The sequence below is a fragment of the Bradyrhizobium sp. 139 genome, from assembly GCF_023074175.1.
In the GTDB taxonomy this organism is placed as follows: Bacteria; Pseudomonadota; Alphaproteobacteria; order Rhizobiales; family Xanthobacteraceae; genus Bradyrhizobium.
Genome location: NZ_JADPKS010000074.1, coordinates 1 through 18,591, shown reverse-complemented (window position 1 = coordinate 18,591; position 18,591 = coordinate 1). Strand labels below are relative to the sequence as shown.

Annotated in this window: 14 protein-coding genes; 5 read left to right on the top strand and 9 right to left on the bottom strand. The window is 65.1% G+C overall.

Going from position 1 to position 18,591, the window contains the following annotated elements; translation table 11 throughout:
• Positions 1 to 122: 122 nt before the first annotated feature.
• The 7 genes from IVA80_RS17990 to IVA80_RS17960 all read right to left on the bottom strand — a co-directional run bounded on the left by IVA80_RS17990 (position 123) and on the right by IVA80_RS17960 (position 9,780).
• Positions 123 to 1,571: an aldehyde dehydrogenase family protein gene (locus IVA80_RS17990; protein WP_247432911.1), complete on the bottom strand. Its 1,449-nt coding sequence runs from the start codon at positions 1,569 to 1,571 to the stop codon at positions 123 to 125.
• 24 nt (positions 1,572 to 1,595) lie between these two features.
• Positions 1,596 to 2,954, bottom strand: a complete 1,359-nt coding sequence (gene gudD / locus IVA80_RS17985) for a glucarate dehydratase (RefSeq protein ID WP_247432909.1) — start codon at positions 2,952 to 2,954, stop codon at positions 1,596 to 1,598.
• Between the two features lie 26 nt (positions 2,955 to 2,980).
• Positions 2,981 to 3,925, bottom strand: coding sequence for a 5-dehydro-4-deoxyglucarate dehydratase (gene kdgD, locus IVA80_RS17980; protein WP_247432907.1), 945 nt, complete (start codon positions 3,923 to 3,925; stop codon positions 2,981 to 2,983).
• Positions 3,926 to 4,053: 128 nt separating this feature from the next.
• Positions 4,054 to 4,959 carry a LysR substrate-binding domain-containing protein gene (locus tag IVA80_RS17975; protein WP_247432905.1) on the bottom strand — a complete coding sequence of 302 codons (906 nt, stop codon included), beginning with the start codon at positions 4,957 to 4,959 and terminating at the stop codon, positions 4,054 to 4,056.
• Between the two features lie 127 nt (positions 4,960 to 5,086).
• Positions 5,087 to 6,439, bottom strand: coding sequence for an MFS transporter (locus IVA80_RS17970; protein ID WP_247432902.1), 1,353 nt, complete (start codon positions 6,437 to 6,439; stop codon positions 5,087 to 5,089).
• A gap of 214 nt (positions 6,440 to 6,653) precedes the next feature.
• Positions 6,654 to 8,606 carry a hypothetical protein gene (locus tag IVA80_RS17965; protein ID WP_247432899.1) on the bottom strand — a complete coding sequence of 651 codons (1,953 nt, stop codon included), beginning with the start codon at positions 8,604 to 8,606 and terminating at the stop codon, positions 6,654 to 6,656.
• A gap of 91 nt (positions 8,607 to 8,697) precedes the next feature.
• Positions 8,698 to 9,780: a YbhN family protein gene (locus IVA80_RS17960; protein ID WP_247432896.1), complete on the bottom strand. Its 1,083-nt coding sequence runs from the start codon at positions 9,778 to 9,780 to the stop codon at positions 8,698 to 8,700.
• 424 nt (positions 9,781 to 10,204) lie between these two features.
• Between IVA80_RS17960 and IVA80_RS17955 the strand changes: the two genes are divergently transcribed.
• The 3 genes from IVA80_RS17955 (at position 10,205) to IVA80_RS17945 (ending at position 14,786) form a co-directional block, all read left to right on the top strand.
• Positions 10,205 to 10,711, top strand: coding sequence for a ferritin-like domain-containing protein (locus IVA80_RS17955; protein ID WP_247432893.1), 507 nt, complete (start codon positions 10,205 to 10,207; stop codon positions 10,709 to 10,711).
• Between the two features lie 136 nt (positions 10,712 to 10,847).
• Positions 10,848 to 12,281 carry an MFS transporter gene (locus IVA80_RS17950; RefSeq protein WP_247432890.1) on the top strand — a complete coding sequence of 478 codons (1,434 nt, stop codon included), beginning with the start codon at positions 10,848 to 10,850 and terminating at the stop codon, positions 12,279 to 12,281.
• Positions 12,282 to 12,386: 105 nt separating this feature from the next.
• Positions 12,387 to 14,786: an EAL domain-containing protein gene (locus IVA80_RS17945; protein ID WP_247432887.1), complete on the top strand. Its 2,400-nt coding sequence runs from the start codon at positions 12,387 to 12,389 to the stop codon at positions 14,784 to 14,786.
• 2 nt (positions 14,787 to 14,788) lie between these two features.
• Here the strand turns inward: IVA80_RS17945 and IVA80_RS17940 are convergent, their stop codons facing one another.
• Entirely contained in the window at positions 14,789 to 15,223 is a 435-nt protein-coding gene (locus IVA80_RS17940) for a hypothetical protein (RefSeq protein WP_247432884.1), read from the bottom strand.
• Positions 15,224 to 15,316: 93 nt separating this feature from the next.
• Here IVA80_RS17940 and IVA80_RS17935 point away from each other — a divergent pair, with 93 nt between their 5' ends.
• Positions 15,317 to 15,904: a hypothetical protein gene (locus tag IVA80_RS17935; protein ID WP_247433111.1), complete on the top strand. Its 588-nt coding sequence runs from the start codon at positions 15,317 to 15,319 to the stop codon at positions 15,902 to 15,904.
• A gap of 8 nt (positions 15,905 to 15,912) precedes the next feature.
• On the opposite strand, the gene IVA80_RS17930 is transcribed toward IVA80_RS17935, so the two are convergent.
• On the bottom strand, positions 15,913 to 17,256 hold the full coding sequence (locus IVA80_RS17930) for a PLP-dependent aminotransferase family protein (protein WP_247432881.1): 1,344 nt from the start codon (positions 17,254 to 17,256) through the stop codon (positions 15,913 to 15,915).
• Positions 17,257 to 17,440: 184 nt separating this feature from the next.
• Between IVA80_RS17930 and IVA80_RS17925 the strand changes: the two genes are divergently transcribed.
• A complete protein-coding gene (locus IVA80_RS17925) occupies positions 17,441 to 17,677 on the top strand; it encodes a DUF1127 domain-containing protein (protein ID WP_247432878.1) in 237 nt (78 codons plus the stop codon).
• Positions 17,678 to 18,591: the final 914 nt, after the last annotated feature.

Below are 18,591 nucleotides of genomic sequence, written 5' to 3'. Positions count from 1 at the left end.
TCTTGCCTCAGAAACTGAAGTCGCACGGTGGGCAAAGGCACACCGCGCCGTGCCCACCATGCTTCATACCGAACGTAAGCGGTGGGCACGCTTCGCTTTGCCCACCCTACGATCGTGGCCTATCAACCAGGATAGGTATAGGCGGTCTTCACCGTGGTGTAGAACTCGCGCGCATAGGAGCCCTGCTCGCGGGCGCCGTAGCTCGAACCCTTCCGGCCGCCGAACGGCACGTGATAGTCGACGCCGGCGGTCGGCAAATTGACCATCACCATGCCGGACTCGCTGTTGCGCTTGTAGTGCGAGGCGTATTTCAGGCTGGAGGTGCAGATGCCGGAGGCGAGGCCGAACTCGGTGTCGTTGGAGATCGCCAGCGCCTCTTCGTAGTTCTTGGCGCGAATGACGGTCGCCACTGGCCCGAAGATTTCTTCGCGCGCGATGCGCATGTTGTTGTTGGCTTCCGTGAACATCGCGGGCTGGAGGTAGTGGCCGGGCGTCTCGCGCTTTAGCAGTTCGCCGCCCCAGGCGAGCTTGGCGCCTTCGTCCTGGCCGATCTTGATATAACGCAGGTCCTGGTCAAGCTGGCTCTGGTCGACCACGGGGCCGATATGCACGCCAGCCTTGAGCGCGTCGTCCACTGTCAGGCCTTTCAGACGCTCGGTCATCGCCGCGACGAAACGATCGTGAATGCCTTCGGTGACGATCAGGCGGGAGGAGGCGGTGCAGCGCTGGCCAGTCGAGAAATAGGCGCCGTTGACGGCGACCTCGACGGCGAGCTTGAGATCGGCGTCGTCGAGCACCACCAACGGATTCTTGCCGCCCATCTCAAGCTGGAATTTCTTCATCGGGTTCGACAGCACGCAGGCCTGCGCGATCTTGCGGCCGGTCTGTACCGAACCGGTGAAGGAGATCGCGGCGACGTCGGGGTGCTCAAGCAGAGTCTGGCCAACCACGGAGCCGGAGCCGACCACGAGGTTGAACACGCCGGCGGGAATGCCGGAACGGGTGATGATCTCGGACAGCGCATGCGCAGAGCCCGGCACCAGCTCGGCCGGCTTGAACACCACTGTGTTGCCGTAGCAGAGCGCCGGCGCGATCTTCCAGGCGGGGATCGCGATCGGGAAATTCCAGGGCGTGATCATGCCGACCACGCCGACCGGCTCGCGGGTGAGCTCGACGTCGAGGCCGGGGCGGACCGAAGCGCCCTTTTCGCCGGTCAGGCGCAGCGCCTCGCCGGCGAAGAATGCAAAGATCTGGCCGGCGCGGGCGACCTCGCCGATGCCTTCCGGCAGGGTCTTGCCTTCCTCGCGGGCGAGCAGGCGGCCGAGCTCTTCCTTGCGGGCGATGATTTCGAGGGAAACCTTGTTCAGCGCGTCATAGCGCTCCTGCGGCGTCGACCGCGCCCAGGCGGGGAAGGCGGCCTTTGCGGCCGCGATCGCCTTCTCGGTCTGCGCCTTGTCGGCCTTGGCGTACTCGCCGACGAGGTCATTGGTGTTGGAGGGGTTGATGTTCTTGGTGACGCCGGAGCCGTCGACCCATTCGCCGCCGATGAAGTTCTTCAGGATCGCAGTCATCTCATTCCTCCAAAGGAAGGTTTCTTAACGCACGAGGCACGGACGCTTGTCGTCAAAGGTCCAGCCGGGGATCAGGTCCTGCATGGCCATAGCGTCATCCCGGGCGCCGAGTCCATGCTGCTTATAGAGTTCATGCGCCGCTTCGATGGCGGCCCTGTCGATTTGGATACCCAGGCCCGGACGGTCCGGCACGGCGATCTTGCCGCCTTTGATCTGGAGCGGCTCCTTGGTCAGCGCCTGGCCATCCTGCCAGATCCAGTGGGTGTCGATCGCGGTGACCTTGCCGGGAGCGGCGGCGCCGACATGGGTGAACATGGCGAGCGAAATGTCGAAATGGCTGTTGGAGTGCGAGCCCCAGGTCAGGCCGTTGTCGCGGCAGGTCTGGGCCACGCGCACGGAGCCTTGCATGGTCCAGAAATGGGGATCGGCGAGCGGAATGTCCACCGCGCCGAGGCGCAATGCATGAGAGAGCTGCCGCCAGTCGGTGGCGATCATGTTGGTCGCGGTCGGCAGGCCAGTGGCGCGGCGGAACTCGGCCATGATCTCGCGGCCGGAGAAGCCGGCTTCCGCGCCGCAGGGGTCCTCGGCATAGGCGAGGATGCCGTGCATGTCCTTGCAGAGCCGGATCGCCTCGTCGAGCGACCAGGCGCCGTTGGGGTCCAGGGTCACGCGCGCGTTGGGGAAGCGCCTTGCGATCGCAGTAACGGCCTCGATCTCCTGTTCGCCGCGGAGCACGCCGCCCTTCAGCTTGAAGTCGGCAAAGCCGTAATGATCGTGGGTGGCCTCCGCGAGGCGCACCACCGTTTCCGGCGTCATCGCCTCCTGGTGGCGGAGGTTGAACCATTCGGGCTTGCCGGTCTCACCGCCGACGTAGTCGAGTCTGGACTTGCCGATGTCGCCGACGAAGAAGAGATAGCCGAGCGTCTCGACGTTCTTGCGCTGCTGGCCTTCGCCGAGCAGCGCGGCAACGGGCAGGTTAAGATGCTGGCCGAGCAGGTCGAGCAGTGCGGATTCGATCGCCGTGACCGCATGGATCATCACGCGCAGGTCAAAGGTCTGCTTGCCGCGGCCGCCGGCGTCGCGGTCGGCGAAGGCGGTGCGGACGTCGACGAGGATGTCGTTCATCGCGCCGACGGTCTTGCCGATCACGAGATCGCGGGCGTCCTGGAGCGTCTGCCAGATCTTCTGCCCGCCCGGCACCTCGCCGACGCCGGTGTGACCGGCATTGTCGGTGAGGATGACGATGTTGCGGGTGAAGAACGGCGCATGCGCGCCGCTTAAGTTGAGGAGCATGCTGTCGCGGCCCGCGACCGGGATCACCTGCATCGATGTGACGACCGGTGCGCCGGCGACTGGCGCGCCGGAGATGTCAGTCTCGGCCATCGCGCCCTCCTCCCTGTTGTTGTCTGTTATTCTGCCGCCTGTTGTGTCGATCGGATGGCGGGCAGATTCTTCACCAGCGCGGTCACTTCCGCGATCTCCTGCTCGGTCAGATCGGTGAGCGGCGGGCGGACCGGGCCGGAATCGCGGCCGATCACCTTCATGCCGGCCTTGATGATCGAGACCGCATAGCCTTTCTTGCGGTTGCGGATCGCGATCAGCGGCAGGATGAAGTCCTTCAGCCCGGCATGGATCGTCGCGTGATCGCGCTTGCGCACGGCGGCGTAGAAATTGGTCGCGAACTCCGGAACGAAGTTGAACACGGCGGACGAATAGGTCGTCACGCCCATGTCGAGATAAGGGAGCGCGAAGGTTTCCGCGGTCGGCAGGCCGCCGATATAAGTCAGGCGGTCGCCGAGCTTGGTGTAGACGCGGGTCATCAGCTCGATGTCGCCGATGCCGTCCTTGTAGCCCACGAGGTTCGGGCAGCGCTCGGCAAGGCGGGCCAGCGTGTCGGGCTGGAGGATGGCGTTGTCGCGGTTGTAGACGATGACGCCGATCTTCACCGAGGCGCACACCGCCTCGATATGGGCGGCGAGCCCTTCCTGTTCGGAATGGGTGAGGTAGGGCGGCAGCAGCAGCAGGCCGTCGGCGCCGGCCTTCTCGGCGCCGATTGCGATCTCGCGGGCGGTCGCGGTGCCGTAGCCGGTGCCGGCGAGCACGGGCACGCGGCCCTTGGTCTCGTCGACGGCGATCTTGACCACCTGCGGGACTTCGGTCGGCGTCAGCGAGAAGAACTCGCCGGTGCCGCCGGCGGCGAACAGGCCGGCGACGTCATAGCCGCACAGCCAGTCCATGTTGGCGCGGTAGGTCGCCTCGTCGAAAGAATAGTCGGCCTTGAACGGCGTGACGGGGAAGGACAGGAGGCCCGATCCGATTTTCTGGGCCATTTCCTGCGGGGTCATCTTGCTCATGGGCGCTGCTCCCTTGTCTGGTGATGTGGAGGACGCGACGAAAGCCTGCGCGTCCATGCGCCGTGGTTTAGGAGACCGTTCGATGCGCGTCCAAGCCAAAGCCTATATCGACTGATGCGAAATCAGCATCAATCTTCGATCGTCTCCGCGGAGGACAATTCACCGGCGATTTTGACCAGGGCCGAGACCAGGGGATTCTCGTCGTCACGGCGCCAGACCATGAACAATTCGACCGGGACGCGCGTGCGCAGCTTGAGCGGCCGCAGGCGCACGTCGGCGATTTTGAGGCTCGCAGCCGCCGCCGGCACGATGGCGAGGCCGAGGCCGGCGCGGACCATGGCGAGGATGGAATGGATCTGGCTCAGATGCTGGACATAGCGCGGCAGGATGTCGGCGCGCGTGAAGAGTGCGACCAGCAGGTCGTGAAAGTAGCGGCTCTCATAGGGCGAATACATCACGAAAGGCTGGCCGTCGAAATCCTTGATTGTGATGCTTTCCGCATTCGCCAGCGGATGCTTTTTCGGGACCGCGGCCAGCAGGGGCTCGGCGACGACGCGGCGGCTGGCAATTTCGGGGCGCGCGATCGGCGGACGCAACAGGCCGGCATCGATCTGGCCCGAACTCAGCGCCTCGAACTGGTCGCCCGAGACCATTTCCTTCAGCGAGAAATCGACCTCGGGCAGTCTTGCCCGGCAGGCGGCGACGAGCTCTGGGAGAAAGCCGTAGGCCGCCGCCGCGGTGAAACCGATCTTCAGCGAGCCGATCTTGCCGAGCGCGATGCGGCGGGCGACCTGCGAAGCGCTTTCGGCGAGCTTCAGGATGCGCCGCGCCTCCGGCAGGAAGCTGCGTCCGGCCGGGGTCAGGCGTACCGAGCGGCTGGTGCGTTCGAGCAGCGGCGCGTCGATGATGTGCTCGAGCACCTGGATCTGCCGCGACAGCGGCGGCTGGGTCATGTTCAGCCGCGCTGCGGCGCGGCCGAAATGCAGTTCTTCGGCCACCGTGACGAAACAGCGGAGCTGGTTGAGGTCGAACATCGATACATGCCTTAGATGGATAAGGCGTTTCCCCGGCGCTTCTAGCATCGATCTCCCCCGAAACAAAGACGGCGGCTGTTTAAGCCGCCGTTGAGTTGCCTGGTCCGCTCCGATGGTCTCGGAGGGCTCAGGAGGAACGTTTGAGCACCACGCGCTCGATCTTGCCCACGATCACGAGATAGGCGAACGCGGCGACCAGTGCATTGGCGCCGACGAACACCAGCGCACCGTTGAAGGAGCCGGTTGCCGCCAGGATGTAGCCGATCACGATCGGGGTGCTGATCGAAGAGAGATTGCCGAAGGTGTTGAACAGGCCGCCGGAGACGCCGCCGGCTTCCTTCGGCGAGGTGTCGGAGACCACCGCCCAGCCCAGCGCGCCGATGCCCTTGCCGAAGAAGGCGAGCGCCATGAAGCCGACCACGAGGGCCTGTCCGTCGACATAGTTGCAGGCGATGATCGACATCGACAGCAGCATGCCGCCGACGATCGGGATCTTGCGCGCCATGGTCAGCGAGCCCGTCTTGCGCAGGATCGCATCGGAGATGACGCCGCCGAGCACGCCCCCGATGAAGCCGCACAGCGCCGGCAGTGTCGCGACGAAGCCGGCTTGCAGGATCGACAGACCGCGCTCCTTCACGAGGTAGACCGGGAACCAGGTCAGGAAGAAGTAGGTCAGCGTGTTGATGCAGTACTGGCCGAGATAGACGCCCAGCATCATGCGGTTGGAGAGCAGCTGGCGGATGTGGTCCCAGCCGGAGCCGGACTCGGGCGCACGCTCCTGCATCAAATCGTTTTTGGGCGCGTCGAGATCGACCAGCGCGCCGCCCTCTTTGATGTAGTCGAACTCGGCCTCGTTGATGCCGGGGTGCTCTTTCGGACCGTAGATGGTCTTGATCCAGACCAGGCCCATCACGACGCCGAGCGCGCCCATCACGAAGAAGACGTAGCGCCAGCCGTAGTCATGCGCGATCCAGCCCATCAGCGGCGCGAAGATCACGGTCGCGAAATACTGTCCCGAGTTGAAGAACGCCGACGCGGTGCCGCGCTCGTTACTGGGAAACCAGGCCGCGACGATGCGCGCGTTGGCGGGGAAAGAGGGCGCCTCCGCGATACCGACCAGGAAGCGCAGGCCGAACAGCACGGTGATCGCGGTGCCGGCGCTCAAGAAGCCGACCCAGCCCTGCAGCGTCGTGAACAGCGACCAGACGATGATGGACAATGCATAGACGAGGCGCGAGCCGTAGCGGTCGAGCAGCCAGCCGCCCGGCACCTGCGCGATCACGTAGGACCAGCCGAACGCCGAGAAGATGTAGCCCATGGCAACGGGATCGAGATGCAGCTCTTTCGAGAGCGCAGGGCCCGCGATCGAGAGCGTGGCGCGGTCGGCATAATTGACCGTCGTGACCAGGAACAACATGGTCACGATGAGCAGCCTGACGCGAGACCTCCTCACGTCCGCCGCGGACACCACTGCGCTCATCATGCGCCTCCTTACAATTCGGAACGTTTCCCCACGGCGACTCCTAGAGGCGCGCGCGGCAAGGTGTCCAAGTTCAAGGGGGTATCGATCGATGCCGTTTTTGGATTGATGGAACGGCAGGTGGCGGGAACGATAGTGAGTTGCGAGAATGCGTGCCGCAAACATTGCGAGCGCAGCGAAGCAATGATGGTGTGGAGAGGGCTCGCTCTGGCTGCTACTGCTGCGCGCCAGGCAACAGCGGCGCGAGCAGCCCGCGGGTCACGCCCGGGGGCACGGCATCAAGGCCGAGCACGGCGCTCGCGGCCGGCAGTGCGGCATCTGCCATCGCCGCGTGGCCTTCGGCGGTGGGATGCACGGCGCCGCCATAGACGGCGGAGAGCACGCCCCACGTGGCGTCGTGGATGTCGGTCGGCTGGTTCGCGGCCGGCAAGCCTTGCGGATAAGTCATCGCTGCAAAATAGCTGTCATTGGCGTCGCGGACCCAGCGTGCGCGCGGCAGGTAGGCGCGATATTCCGAGGCGCTACGGCCGCACAGCATCGGCTGGCTCGCGGCCGTCACGATGTCCGGATTGAAGCTCTGGCCGTTCTCGGCAAAGCAGGTACGGTCGAATTCGGGATCGTTGCCCGAATGGGCGCAGAAGCCGTGATCGGCGAACGCCGCCTGATGCGAATCCACGAAGGTCATGCGGTCGGCTTCGGGATCGCGGCATAGCGCCCCGCGCGTGCAGGTGGCGAGGCCCTTCAGCTGCGGCAGGAACTCGGTTTCGACGAAGGTCGAGACCCGGGCAAGGCGCTGCGGATCGGCGTTGAAGGACGGATGGATGTCGAAGCCGGCGCGGCCGCCGCGGCAGGGCACGCCACCGTCGGCGAGCGCGGGATTGGCGTAGGACACGTAGACCACGTGCGAGAGGTCGCCACCGACCAGCGGCTTCAGCGCCTCGCGCAGCTTGACGAAATTCTTCGGCAACTCGCGCGCCATCGCATCGCGGGAATCGTCGACGCTCGCCATCACGCCGGAGCGGCGGAACAGCGCGCGCTCGGTCGCGGTGTCGACGATGACGTCGGCGACGAGGCCGGAGAAATAGACGTCGTTGGCGCCGACCGAGAGCAGCACGAGGTCGAGGGTGCGGTCGGGCTGCCGCTTCCTAGCGGCGGTGAGCGCCTCGCGCAGTTCGGCGACCTGCGCGTTCACGCTGGTGTTGCAGACGCCGGTCTTGCCGGGCGGGCATTCGCGGGCGCGCTGCGAGCCCAGCAGTCCGTCGCCGATGCTGGCGCCGGTGCAGGCTAGCGGCAGAAAGGTCACCGCGACGTGGGTGTAGCGCACCGCGAGTGCCAGCGCGGTGCGGGCCTGATAGCTGTAGAGCGAGCGGTGGCAGGGCGAATTGAACCAGAGCGCGCTGTAGCGCTGCCAGTTGGCGAGCGTATCCGGCGCTTCGCAGGCACGGCCGCCCTTGAAGCCGGCGCGGCTTGGCCGGTAGTACTGCGCGCCCGCCGTGCCGAGATAAGAGCGGAAGCAGAAACCTTCGTCGGACAGGGCCAGCGGCCGGTCCGGATTGCCTTCGCCGGAGGCGATGCTGTCCCCGAGGCCCGCAACGAAGATGTCGCGGACCTGGATCTCGGTCTGGACGCGCTGGGTCGGATCGGAACCAGAGGAAACGTCGACGCTCGCGACCGTCTGCTTACCGTAGCGAACCCGCAGATTGATCGGCTCGGCGCAATCGAAAGTCGAGGTTTGCGGTCCGTCGCCGTCGTCGAACGACCAGGCGCAGGTGGCGCCGACCGGCACCGCGCCGCTCAGGCGCACGGTCACCGGATGATCGGTCGGGGTGATGTAGTTCTCTTTGACGTTGTCGCGGGTACAGGGCTGGTTGACCCGGCCCTGGAGGTCGATGCACAGCCGGTTGACCATGTTGCGGGCCCAGCCGCGGCCCTCGCTCTGGAGCTCCAGCGACTGCTCGGCGGCGAGGATGCTGCGGTTACGCGCGTTCTCGACATGGAGCAGGAAGTCGCGCTCCTCGCGGAACAGGCGGAAGCGGTTGCGCACCTCCCAGGATATTTGCATCGCGCCGGCGTCCTGCGCGGCGGCGCGCTCGGGCGGCAAAGACGTCAGAATCCCGGCGAGCAGCAGGAGGCCCGCGGAGAGGTTACGACAGGATAAAGGGATCATGGCCCGCGTGTTCAACGGCAAAGTTGAGGCGGAAATAAGAGAGCATTGCTGCTCCGCCCGCAACCTCTGTCTGACGGTCGGCCGTCCCACCTTACCGCTTGCTGGCCTGCCGCAATGACCGCTCGCGCTCCATCGCGGCCACCTGCTTGGGCAAATTGGCCTGCGCACAGGCCTCGGCCAGCCGCCGCCGCTCCTGCCAGGGTTCGACCACGTTCATCCAGAGCTCGCGCGCGCCCATGATGGAGATGGCGAGGCCGAACGGGATCACGAAATAGAGGATACGGAAGACCAGCAGGGTCGCCAGAAGCTGCTCGCGGCCGAATTCGGGCAGCGCGACCAGCATGGCGACGTCGAACACGCCGATCGAGCCGGGCGCGTGGCTGGCAAAGCCGATCAGCGTCGCCAGGATGAACACGACCGCCAGCGACATGAAGTCGATCGGCGGATTGGCCGGCATCAGCAAGTACATCGCCGTGGCGCAGAAGCCTAGGTCGACCACGCCGATCAGAATCTGCACCAGCGTCAGCGGCGCCGAGGGCAGCACCACTTTCCAGCCCTTCTGGCCCAGCTCGCGGCGCTTCTCGCCCATGCAAAGCCAGACCAGATAGGCGCTGATCGAGGCGAGGCCGCCGAGCCCGATCAGCCGGTTGATCGACGAGGGGAGTTGATCCATCGATGAGGCGGCATCCGGATGGATGACCGTACCGATCGAGAGCACGAAGATGTTACCGAGCCAGAAGGTCAGGCCCGACAGGAAGCAGATTTTCGCTACGTCGATCGCGTTCAGCCCGTAGTCCGAATAGATCCGGAAACGGATCGCGCCGCCGGTAAAGACGGTGGCGCCGATGTTGTGGCCGATCGAATAGGAGGTGAAGCTCGAGAGTGCTGCGATGCGATAGGGCACATGCTTCTTGCCGATCGTTCGCAGCGCAAAAAAGTCGTAGAAGGTCAGCGTACAGAACGCGAAGACGACGCAGATCGCCGCCAGCCCGATATTCCCGCGGGGAATCTCGGTCAACGCGGTCAGGATGACGCCGGTATCGATATCCTTGAGAGTGCGCACAAGCGTGGTGATCGCGAAGGCGATGATGAAGACGCTCGCGGCAATGCCGAGCCGTCGCCACCCGATCCATCTCTTGAAGCCGCGTTTCAGCGCGGGCAGCGTTCCGTGCATTCGTCCTCCCGGCGGGGGGCAAGGCCGACGGGCCAGACATTGGCCAGTCGGGTGCGATCACTGCCCGAAATGGGCTTCGATCGCTAGGCATGATGTAGCTCATTTAAGGCAAAAACAGCGACTTGTGCAGCCCTTGACAACGATAGGTTCTGCATTGACCGGCCGCTGTTGTCATATGTGGTTCACATCGGGCGCGCGTTAAGCATATGAGTCGCGGCACTTGCCCGGATTGCGCGTCGGTGCGTTGACATGGTTTCACGTCAGCCCGTCGTCGGCATTGTTCCAACGCAAGCGCTGCGAGCTTTTTTGGAACGTCGATGCTGGGCGGTGGTTAGCGCCCCATCAGCAATTGAGCATCGAGGAACAAGCGGCTTTTCGTGCAAGCCGGTGCCTCCGTGTTCCCGAAACCGAGAGGATCGGAACGATGGGACTGTTCACAAAAGACATCAAGACCATGAACGACCTGTTCGTGCACCAGCTTCAGGACATCTATTATGCCGAGCAGCAGCTCACCAAGGCGCTGCCCAAAATGGCAAATAAGGCCACCGATCCGCAGTTGAAGCAGGGCTTTTTGACGCACCTCAAGGAAACCGAGCAACACATCGTGCGCCTTGAGGAAGTGTTCAAGATGCACGGCGCGCAGGTGAAGGCGGTCGACTGCCCGGCCATCGACGGCATCATCGAGGAAGCCGACGACACCGCCGGTGAAGTCGCCGACAAGGCGGTGCTGGACGCCGCCTTGATCAATGCGGCCCAGGCCGCGGAGCATTACGAGATCGTCCGCTACGGCAGCCTGATCGCCTGGGCCAAGCAGCTCGGCCGCAACGACTGCGCCAGCATGCTCGCCAAGACATTGGAAGAAGAGAAGGCGACCGACAAGAAGCTGACCGCACTCGCCGAGAGCAAGGTGAACCTGCGCGCGGCAAGCTAGCAGGAGTGTAGCCATGGAAAACGCCGCGCGGCCGACGCGCGGCGTTTTCCTTTGGCATCCATCGTTCGGCCGTTATCGAATCATGATGGGGCGCCACAGGTGTATGTTTCGCATGGGGCTGCGATAGAGGTGCAGCATGCGAGCCGACACGCTTAAGTACGAATCCTTCGACAACGCGAATGGCGCCCCGCGCGCGGCATCGCGTCTTGCAACCTCCCTCACGCTTGCCGCGATGAGCCTCGGCTATGGCGTGGTGCAGCTCGACGTCACCATCGTCAACACCGCGCTGGATGCGATGGGAAAAACGCTCGGCGGCGGCGTCGCGAAGTTGCAATGGGTGGTCAGCGCCTACACCATTGCCTTTGCCGCTTTCATTCTGACCGCCGGCGCGCTCGGCGACCGCATCGGGGCCAAGCGCATCTTCATGGCGGGGTTCGCCATCTTCACCGCGGCCTCGCTCGCCTGCGCAATGTCTCCCAATGCGGCCGTGCTGATCGCAGCGCGGCTGGTCCAGGGGCTGGCGGCGGCGATCCTGGTGCCGAATTCTCTCGCGCTGCTCAATCATGCCTATGCCGACGACCGCGAGCGTGGCCGCGCCGTGGCGGTTTGGGCCGCCGGAGCGAGCCTGGCGCTCACTGCCGGCCCCTTCGTCGGCGGCGCGCTGATTACGCTGGTCGGCTGGCGTGCGATCTTCCTGGTCAATCTGCCGATTGGTCTTGCCGGCTTGTGGCTGAGCTGGCGCTACGCCAGCGAGACCACGCGGGCGCGCTCGCGCGAGATCGATCTGCCCGGCCAGATCTCCGCGATCGGTGCGTTGGGCGTGCTTGCCGGTGCGCTCATCGAAGCTGGCGCGCGCGGCTGGACTCATCCAGCCGTGATCGCAGCATTCGTTGCCGCGGCCGCATTCGCGGTGCTCTTCGTCTGGCGCGAGGGCCGCACCGCGCAGCCGATGCTGCCGCTGTCGCTGTTCAGTCACCGGCTGTTTACCCTGACCACGATCGTCGGCCTCCTCGTCAACATCGCGATCTACGGTCTGATCTTCGTGCTGAGCCTGTATTTCCAGAGGATCAACGGGCTGTCGGCCTGGTGGACCGGGCTCGCCTTCGTGCCGATGATGGGTGCGGTGCTGCCGGCCAACCTGCTGGCGCCGCGTCTGGCCGAGCGCATCGGCTCGTGCCCGACCATCGTGGTCGGCGCCTGTATCTCGGCGCTCGGTTGTCTCGGCCTGCTCTGGATCGAAGCCAGGACCAGCTACTGGGCGATCTTTGCGCAGATGATCGCGATCAGCGGTGGACTTGGCCTGCTGGTGCCGCCGCTGACCTCCACCTTGCTCGGCAGCATCGATAAGGCGCGCTCCGGCATCGCCGCCGGCGTCCTGAACGCGACGCGGCAGACCGGCAGCGTGCTCGGCGTCGCGCTGTTCGGCTCGCTGGTGGGGTCGGACAGTGCATTCATGATGGGCCTTCACCAGTCGCTGATCATATCGGCGGCCGTCCTGCTGCTGGCCGCCGCCGTGATCGGTCTCGGCGCAAATGCAGCTGATGCAAGTGCGCAGGAGCACTCAATGTGAGCGGCGGCACACATTCTCCGTTCACCATTCCCGGAACCGGGACATAGCCGGTTACCGATTGTCCATCTCTGCCGGTTCTAGTTCGATTTGGAATAGGGGCCGGCGATGTATCAAGTTCTTTACTGCCTAACGGATCAGCATGATTGGCGTCTGGTCGCACTCGGCGGAGCGGTGTGTCTGCTCGCCAGCGCGGCAGCGATCAGCCTGTTCCACCGCGCGCGCGCAGCGAGCGGGGGAGCACGCGTATCGTGGGTCGCGCTTGATGCCGTTGTCGCCGGCGGCGGCATCTGGGCAACCCATTTTATCGCGATGCAGGCTTACGGGCCTGGTACGGGTGGCGCTTACAACGTTCCGGTGACGGTCCTGTCGCTGATCTTTGCGATCGCGGTCACCTTCATCGGGCTGAGCATTTCGGTGTCGGTGACGCGGGGGGCGCTGGTTGCGCTCGGTGGCGCGGTCGTTGGTGGCGGCGTTGCCGCCATGCATTACACCGGCATGATGGCGCTCGAGATTCCCGCGCGCATTGGCTGGACGGCCGGGACGGTGACGGTCTCGATCGTCCTCGGCATTGTCCTTGGATCGCTTGCCCTGTTCGTTGCGGGGCGACGCGACAGCCAAGCGAGTGCGCTCAGCGCGACCGTGCTGCTGACGCTTGCCATCGTCTCACATCATTTCACCGCCATGGGCGCTGTGGAGCTGACGCCGGATCCTGCGATCGTCATCAGCGGCCTGTCGATCCCGCCGGCCTCATTGTCCATCCTCACCGCCAGCGCCGCCGCTGCGATCATCGCGATCGCGCTCGCGGCGGCCGTGCTCGACCGCCGCGCCAAGGGCGAACTGGGACGCCAGCAAGTGGTGCTGGATAGCGCGCTCGAGAACATGTCGCAGGGATTGTGCATGTTCGATGCGGACGGCAAGATCCTGCTGTTCAACGACCGCTATGCCGCAATGCTCCGCCGCACCGACATCCTGCTTGTCGGCCGTCGGCTCGTCGACGTGCTGAAGGAAGAACAGAGCAAAGGCCAGTGGAACGGCGATCCCGATGAGTTCTTCGCCCGCCTTGTGGCCGACGCGCGCGAGGGCCGCACCACGACCGACGTCGTCAACCGGTTCGGCCGCTCCGTCCGGGTCGTCAACCAGCCGATGCAGGGTGGCGGCTGGGTCGCGACTTTCGAGGACATCACCGAATGGCTGGAGGCGCAGGCCAAGATCTCGCACATGGCGCGCCATGACGCACTGACCAGTCTGCCGAACCGCGTGTTGTTCCACGAACAGCTCGAGCAGGGCCTGCGCCAGACGAAGTCCGACGATCAGCTCGCGGTGCTCTGTCTCGATCTCGATCACTTCAAGGACATCAACGACTCGCTCGGCCATCCCATCGGCGATGCGCTGCTCAAAGAAGTCGGTCGGAGGCTGAAGGCCACCGTCGGCGCGAGCGACACCGTGGCGCGGCTCGGTGGCGACGAATTCGCCGTGGTCCAGATCGGGCGGTCGGAGGAAACCGCGGCAAGATGCCTTGCCGGCCGCCTGGTCGAGGTGATCTCGGCGCCATACGAGATCGACGACCACCAGATCGTCATCGGCGTCTCGATCGGCATCTCGCTGTCGCCGCAGGACGGCAGCAATCCCGACGAGCTGTTGAAAAATGCTGACCTCGCGCTGTACCGCGCCAAGGCCGATGGCCGCGGCACCTACCGTTTCTTCGAGACCGGCATGGATGCGCGCGCGCAGGCGCGGCGGCTGCTGGAGATGGACCTGCGGGCGGCGTTGCAACGCGACGAGTTCGAGCCGTACTATCAGCCGATCCGGGACGTCGCGAGCGGCCGCGTCGTCGCCTTCGAGGCACTGCTGCGCTGGAACCATCCGCAGCGCGGACTGATCGCTCCCATCAACTTCATTCCGCTGGCCGAGGAGACCGGCCTCATCGCCCAGCTCGGCGAGTTCGTGCTGCGCGGCGCCTGCGGTGACGCCGCCACCTGGCCGGACGATGTCGATGTCGCCGTCAATTTGTCGCCCGTGCAGTTCAAGAGCCCGAACCTGATCGCGTCCGTGACCGGAGCGCTGGCAGCCTCGGGGCTCGCGGCGCGACGCCTCGAGCTCGAGATCACAGAATCGGTGCTGCTCCAGAACAGCGAGGCGACGCTGACCACTCTGCACGAACTGCGCGCCATGGGCGTGCGCATCTCGCTCGATGATTTCGGCACCGGCTATTCGTCGCTGAGCTATCTGCGCAGCTTCCCGTTTGACAAGATCAAGATCGACCGCTCTTTCGTGTCGGAGCTTGCGACGCGCGAGGATTCCATGGCGATCATCCGCGCCGTGACCGGTCTAGGCCGCAGCCTCGGTATCGTTACCACCGCGGAAGGCGTCGAGAACGAGGCGCAGCTCGAGCTGCTCAGGCGCGAGGGCTGCACCCAGGCGCAAGGCTATCTGTTCAGCAAGCCTCGGCCTGCATCCGATGTCGCGATCATGCTGGATCGGCCCCGGCTGCGCGCGTTGGCGTAGAGTTAGTCGCGGCGCAGTGCGAAATGTGCGCCGCAGAACGCCATCACCGCGCCAAGGCACAGTGCGGCAAGCCCGGCCAGCACACCCGAGACGGTCGGAATCGGGCTCGGAGCCGAGGCCACCTGGCCCGCGCCCGCGAGCAGGAGCACGCCGACTGCGATCAGGAACTGCCGCATCCGTTGCGGGATCTGGCCGGAGACGGCGCTCTGCATCAATGTCGCCGTGAAATAGCCGCCGGAAAAGCCGACCGTGGCAATCAGCCACCAGGCGATCGCCGCACCGGCCGGGATGAACTCATGCGTATCCGAGTGCCAGAGCCCGCCGAGGTCGAGCCCGTAGCGCGCGCCCAGCATGTGCACGGCGAGCGCGAGCAGCACGCCGGAGATCACGGCGGCGCCGAGAATCAGGCGGCGCGGAAAAAAGATCGTCTCAGCCATGCCCCGCTTGTAGGATGGCCGAAGGCGATCGCGCAAGCTGATCGCGGACGGGATTGCGCAGACTGGATTGCACGGACAGGATCGAATGTGAAGATGCAGCTTTCCAAGGCGCCGCCCGCTTCAGCCACGAGCTACGCCTACAAGGCATCGCTGATCGGCTCGGCGCATCGTTTCGAGCTGACGGACGAGGGCCTGTCCTGGCGCATCGGCGGCCGTTCGGGCGTCTGGCGCTACGATGAGATCGGCGCGATCCGGCTGTCGTTTCGCCCGGTGTCGATGCAGCAGCACCGCTTCCGCGCCGATATCAGCCGCGCCGGTGGCGGCCGTATAGCGATCCTGTCGACGAGCTGGCAGACCGCGGCGCTGATGGCGCCGCAGGACAACGGTTTTCGCGAGTTCATCGTCGAATTGCATGCGCGGATGGCGCAAGCCGGCAGCCGCGCCGAATTGACCGCAGGCCTCGGCCGCAGGACCTATGCGGCGGTGCTGGCGTTTTTGGCGGTGCTGGCCGTGGCGATGACGGCACTCCTGATCCGCGCGCTTCTGATCGGCGAATTCGCAGGCGCGCTGTTCATCGTCGGCTTTGCCGCGCTGTTCGCCTGGCAGGTCGGCGGCTTCGTGCGGCGCAACCGGCCACAGAGTTACAGCTTCGATCACGTGCCGAAGTCCTTGCTGCCTTAGACGACTCTCTACTCCGTCGAATCAAAGTCCTCTTCCTTGGTGCCGAGCAGCGACACGAGCGTGCGCAGGCCGGAGTCGAGCTGTTCAGGAGAGGGCGGGGCGAGCGCGAGTCGCACAGCATTCGGCGCGTGACCGTGCGCAATTGCAAACGTCGAGGACGGCGTCAGTGCGATGCCGCGCCGGGCTGCTGCGGCGACGAAGGTCTGCGAGCGCCAGTGCGGCGGCAGCGTCAGCCAGAGATGATAGGAGCGCGGGTCGGCCGCGAGCTGGTACCCGGCGAGCAGCCTTGCCGCGGTCTGCTGCCGGCGTCCGGCGTCGATCCGTTTCAGCCGCGTCAGCTCGGCGACGGTTCCGTCGGCCATCAGCCGCTGCCCGGACGCCAGCGCATGGCCTGAGGCGATCCAGCCTCCGGTCCTGACCGCGCTCATCACGCTCTCGCGCAGATGCGGCGGGGTGACGAGGATGCCGAGCGCGAGGCCCGGCGCGACCTTCTTGGACAGGCTGTCGATCACGATGCAGCGGTTCGGCCCGAGCGCGGCCAGCGGCGTGTCGTCGGCGAGGAAGCCATAGACGGCGTCCTCGATGATGGTGAGATCGAGCTTCTCGGCGATCCGCATGATGTCGGCGCGCCGTGTCGCGTTCATGGTGACGCCGAGCGGATTCTGGATGATGGGCTGGAGATACAGCGCCGATAGGTGGGCCTCGCGATGCGCTTTCTGGATCGCGTCGGGCCGCGCGCCGTGTTCGTCCGTCGAAAGCGGCACCAGCGTAATGCCGAGCCGCGCCGCGATGCTCTTGACGTAAGGGTAGGTCAGCGCCTCGACGCCGCAGCGGCCGCCGGTGGGAACGAGCGCCGCGAGCGCGGCCGCGAGCGACTGCTTGCCGTTGGCGGTGAAGACGATCTGCTCGGCCTGCGGCGTAAAATCCTTGCGCGCGAGATAGGCGGCGGCTGCAATGCGCGCGCTCTTGGTGCCGGTGCTGGTCGAGACGCGCAGCGCGGATTCGAGCGCGTCGACGCGCTCCAGCCCCGCAAGACTCTTGGCGATCATCGCCCATTGCTGCGGCAGCAGCGGGTAATTGACCTCGAAGTCGATGCGTGCGTCGCGCGGCTCGCTCAGCGCCTCGACCTCGCGCCTGATGTCGCCGGAGATGAAGGTGCCACGCCCGACCTCGCCGACGACGAGGCCGCGGCGGAGCAATTCCGTATAAACCCGACTCGCGGTCGAGACTGCGATGCCACGGTCATAGGCAAAATTGCGCTGCGGCGGCAGCCGGTCGCCGGGCCTTAACGTGCCGTTAGAGATATCGACGGCAATGGCATCGGCAAGCTTCACGTACTCGAACTTGGACATTATTGCACCGAGAGCAATGTTTCACTTGCTCCGAGTATTGTACTGGAGCATTTAAGTTCCATCAAGGCCCGCGATTGAGCCGAGGAGAGCGAGAGCAATCCGAAGGCATATGAGGTGCAGACGCTCAGCGTTTGCGCCAACGGCATCTGCTTCGCCGCGCGGGACAGTAGGCCGGAGAAGAAAAATGACCACGATCTCGCAAACTTCGGAGCGGAGTTTACGCCCATCCTCATCGGGCGGATTTTTCCGCGCGCTCGCCAACGTTGCCTATGCGCTGTTCGATCGCCTGGAGCACCGCTCGGCGGTCAAGACGCTGAACGAACTCGACGACCGCGCCTTGCGCGACATCGGGATCACGCGCAGCCAGATCGAGGACGCCGTCTACGGGCAGGTCAAAGCCGAGCTGACGCGGTATTTGTGAACTCGCCCTGCCATTAAGCCCGGCAGGTCTGGGCGTAACGATGTGCTTCCAATGCCTCCACGTCGTCATTGCGAGCGCAGCGAAGCAATCCAGAATCTCTCCGCGGCGGCAGCCTGGATTGCTTCGCTGCGCTCGCAATGACGGAGTGCAGACACACCTTCGCCCTCTCGCGGCTTGTTTCGCCCGAGCTTCGCTTCGTCGCCTTGCCCTCGGTGAAAGAGGGTGCAGGGAAGACCGGGTGCCGGCTGGCACCCGCGGTCCACTGTGCGGAAATTGCAGTACGAAAGCTGCACAGCGGCATACAGGTGAAGCCAAACATCCGGCCTTCCCTGCGCAGTGGTTTTACGGCTTATGTCGCGCTCTCCCCGGGGAGCGATGCACTATTGCCCCCGTCGCTCTGCGGATGACTGATGCGCGCGCCCGGTTGGGCCGCCACATCACCGCAAAACTTGGCGCACAGACCCCGGGCGCCAGGACCACACGATTTTGCCGTACGCGAGCTACACCGGTCGTGCGTGCGACGCCATCGCTCACGGCTCTCCGCCCTGCGATCACCTTCGCACCGATGTGGCCCACGTCCACCGCCGCCCGGCCCGCGTTCGTGACGATCGCGATACGCCCCTCTTCCTTGGGCCGGGTTGCGGCGACACATACGCCGTTTCCGAATTTCGGTAAAGTGGAATATTTTCGATGGTGCGCATTGACCTGCGGCTCGTGTGTTTTGCCCGACAGGCAACGCAACATCTCGTAGCCCGAATGAAGCGCAGCGTAATCCGGGATTCTATCCGTGGAGGTACTGGTCCCGGATTACGCTTCGCTCCATCCGGGCTTCTGTAACGGGCCTTGGTTAGTCAATCCCTTTTTGCGTCATCCGCTTGCCGGGAACCTGCTTCTGTACGGGATCAACGCGATGG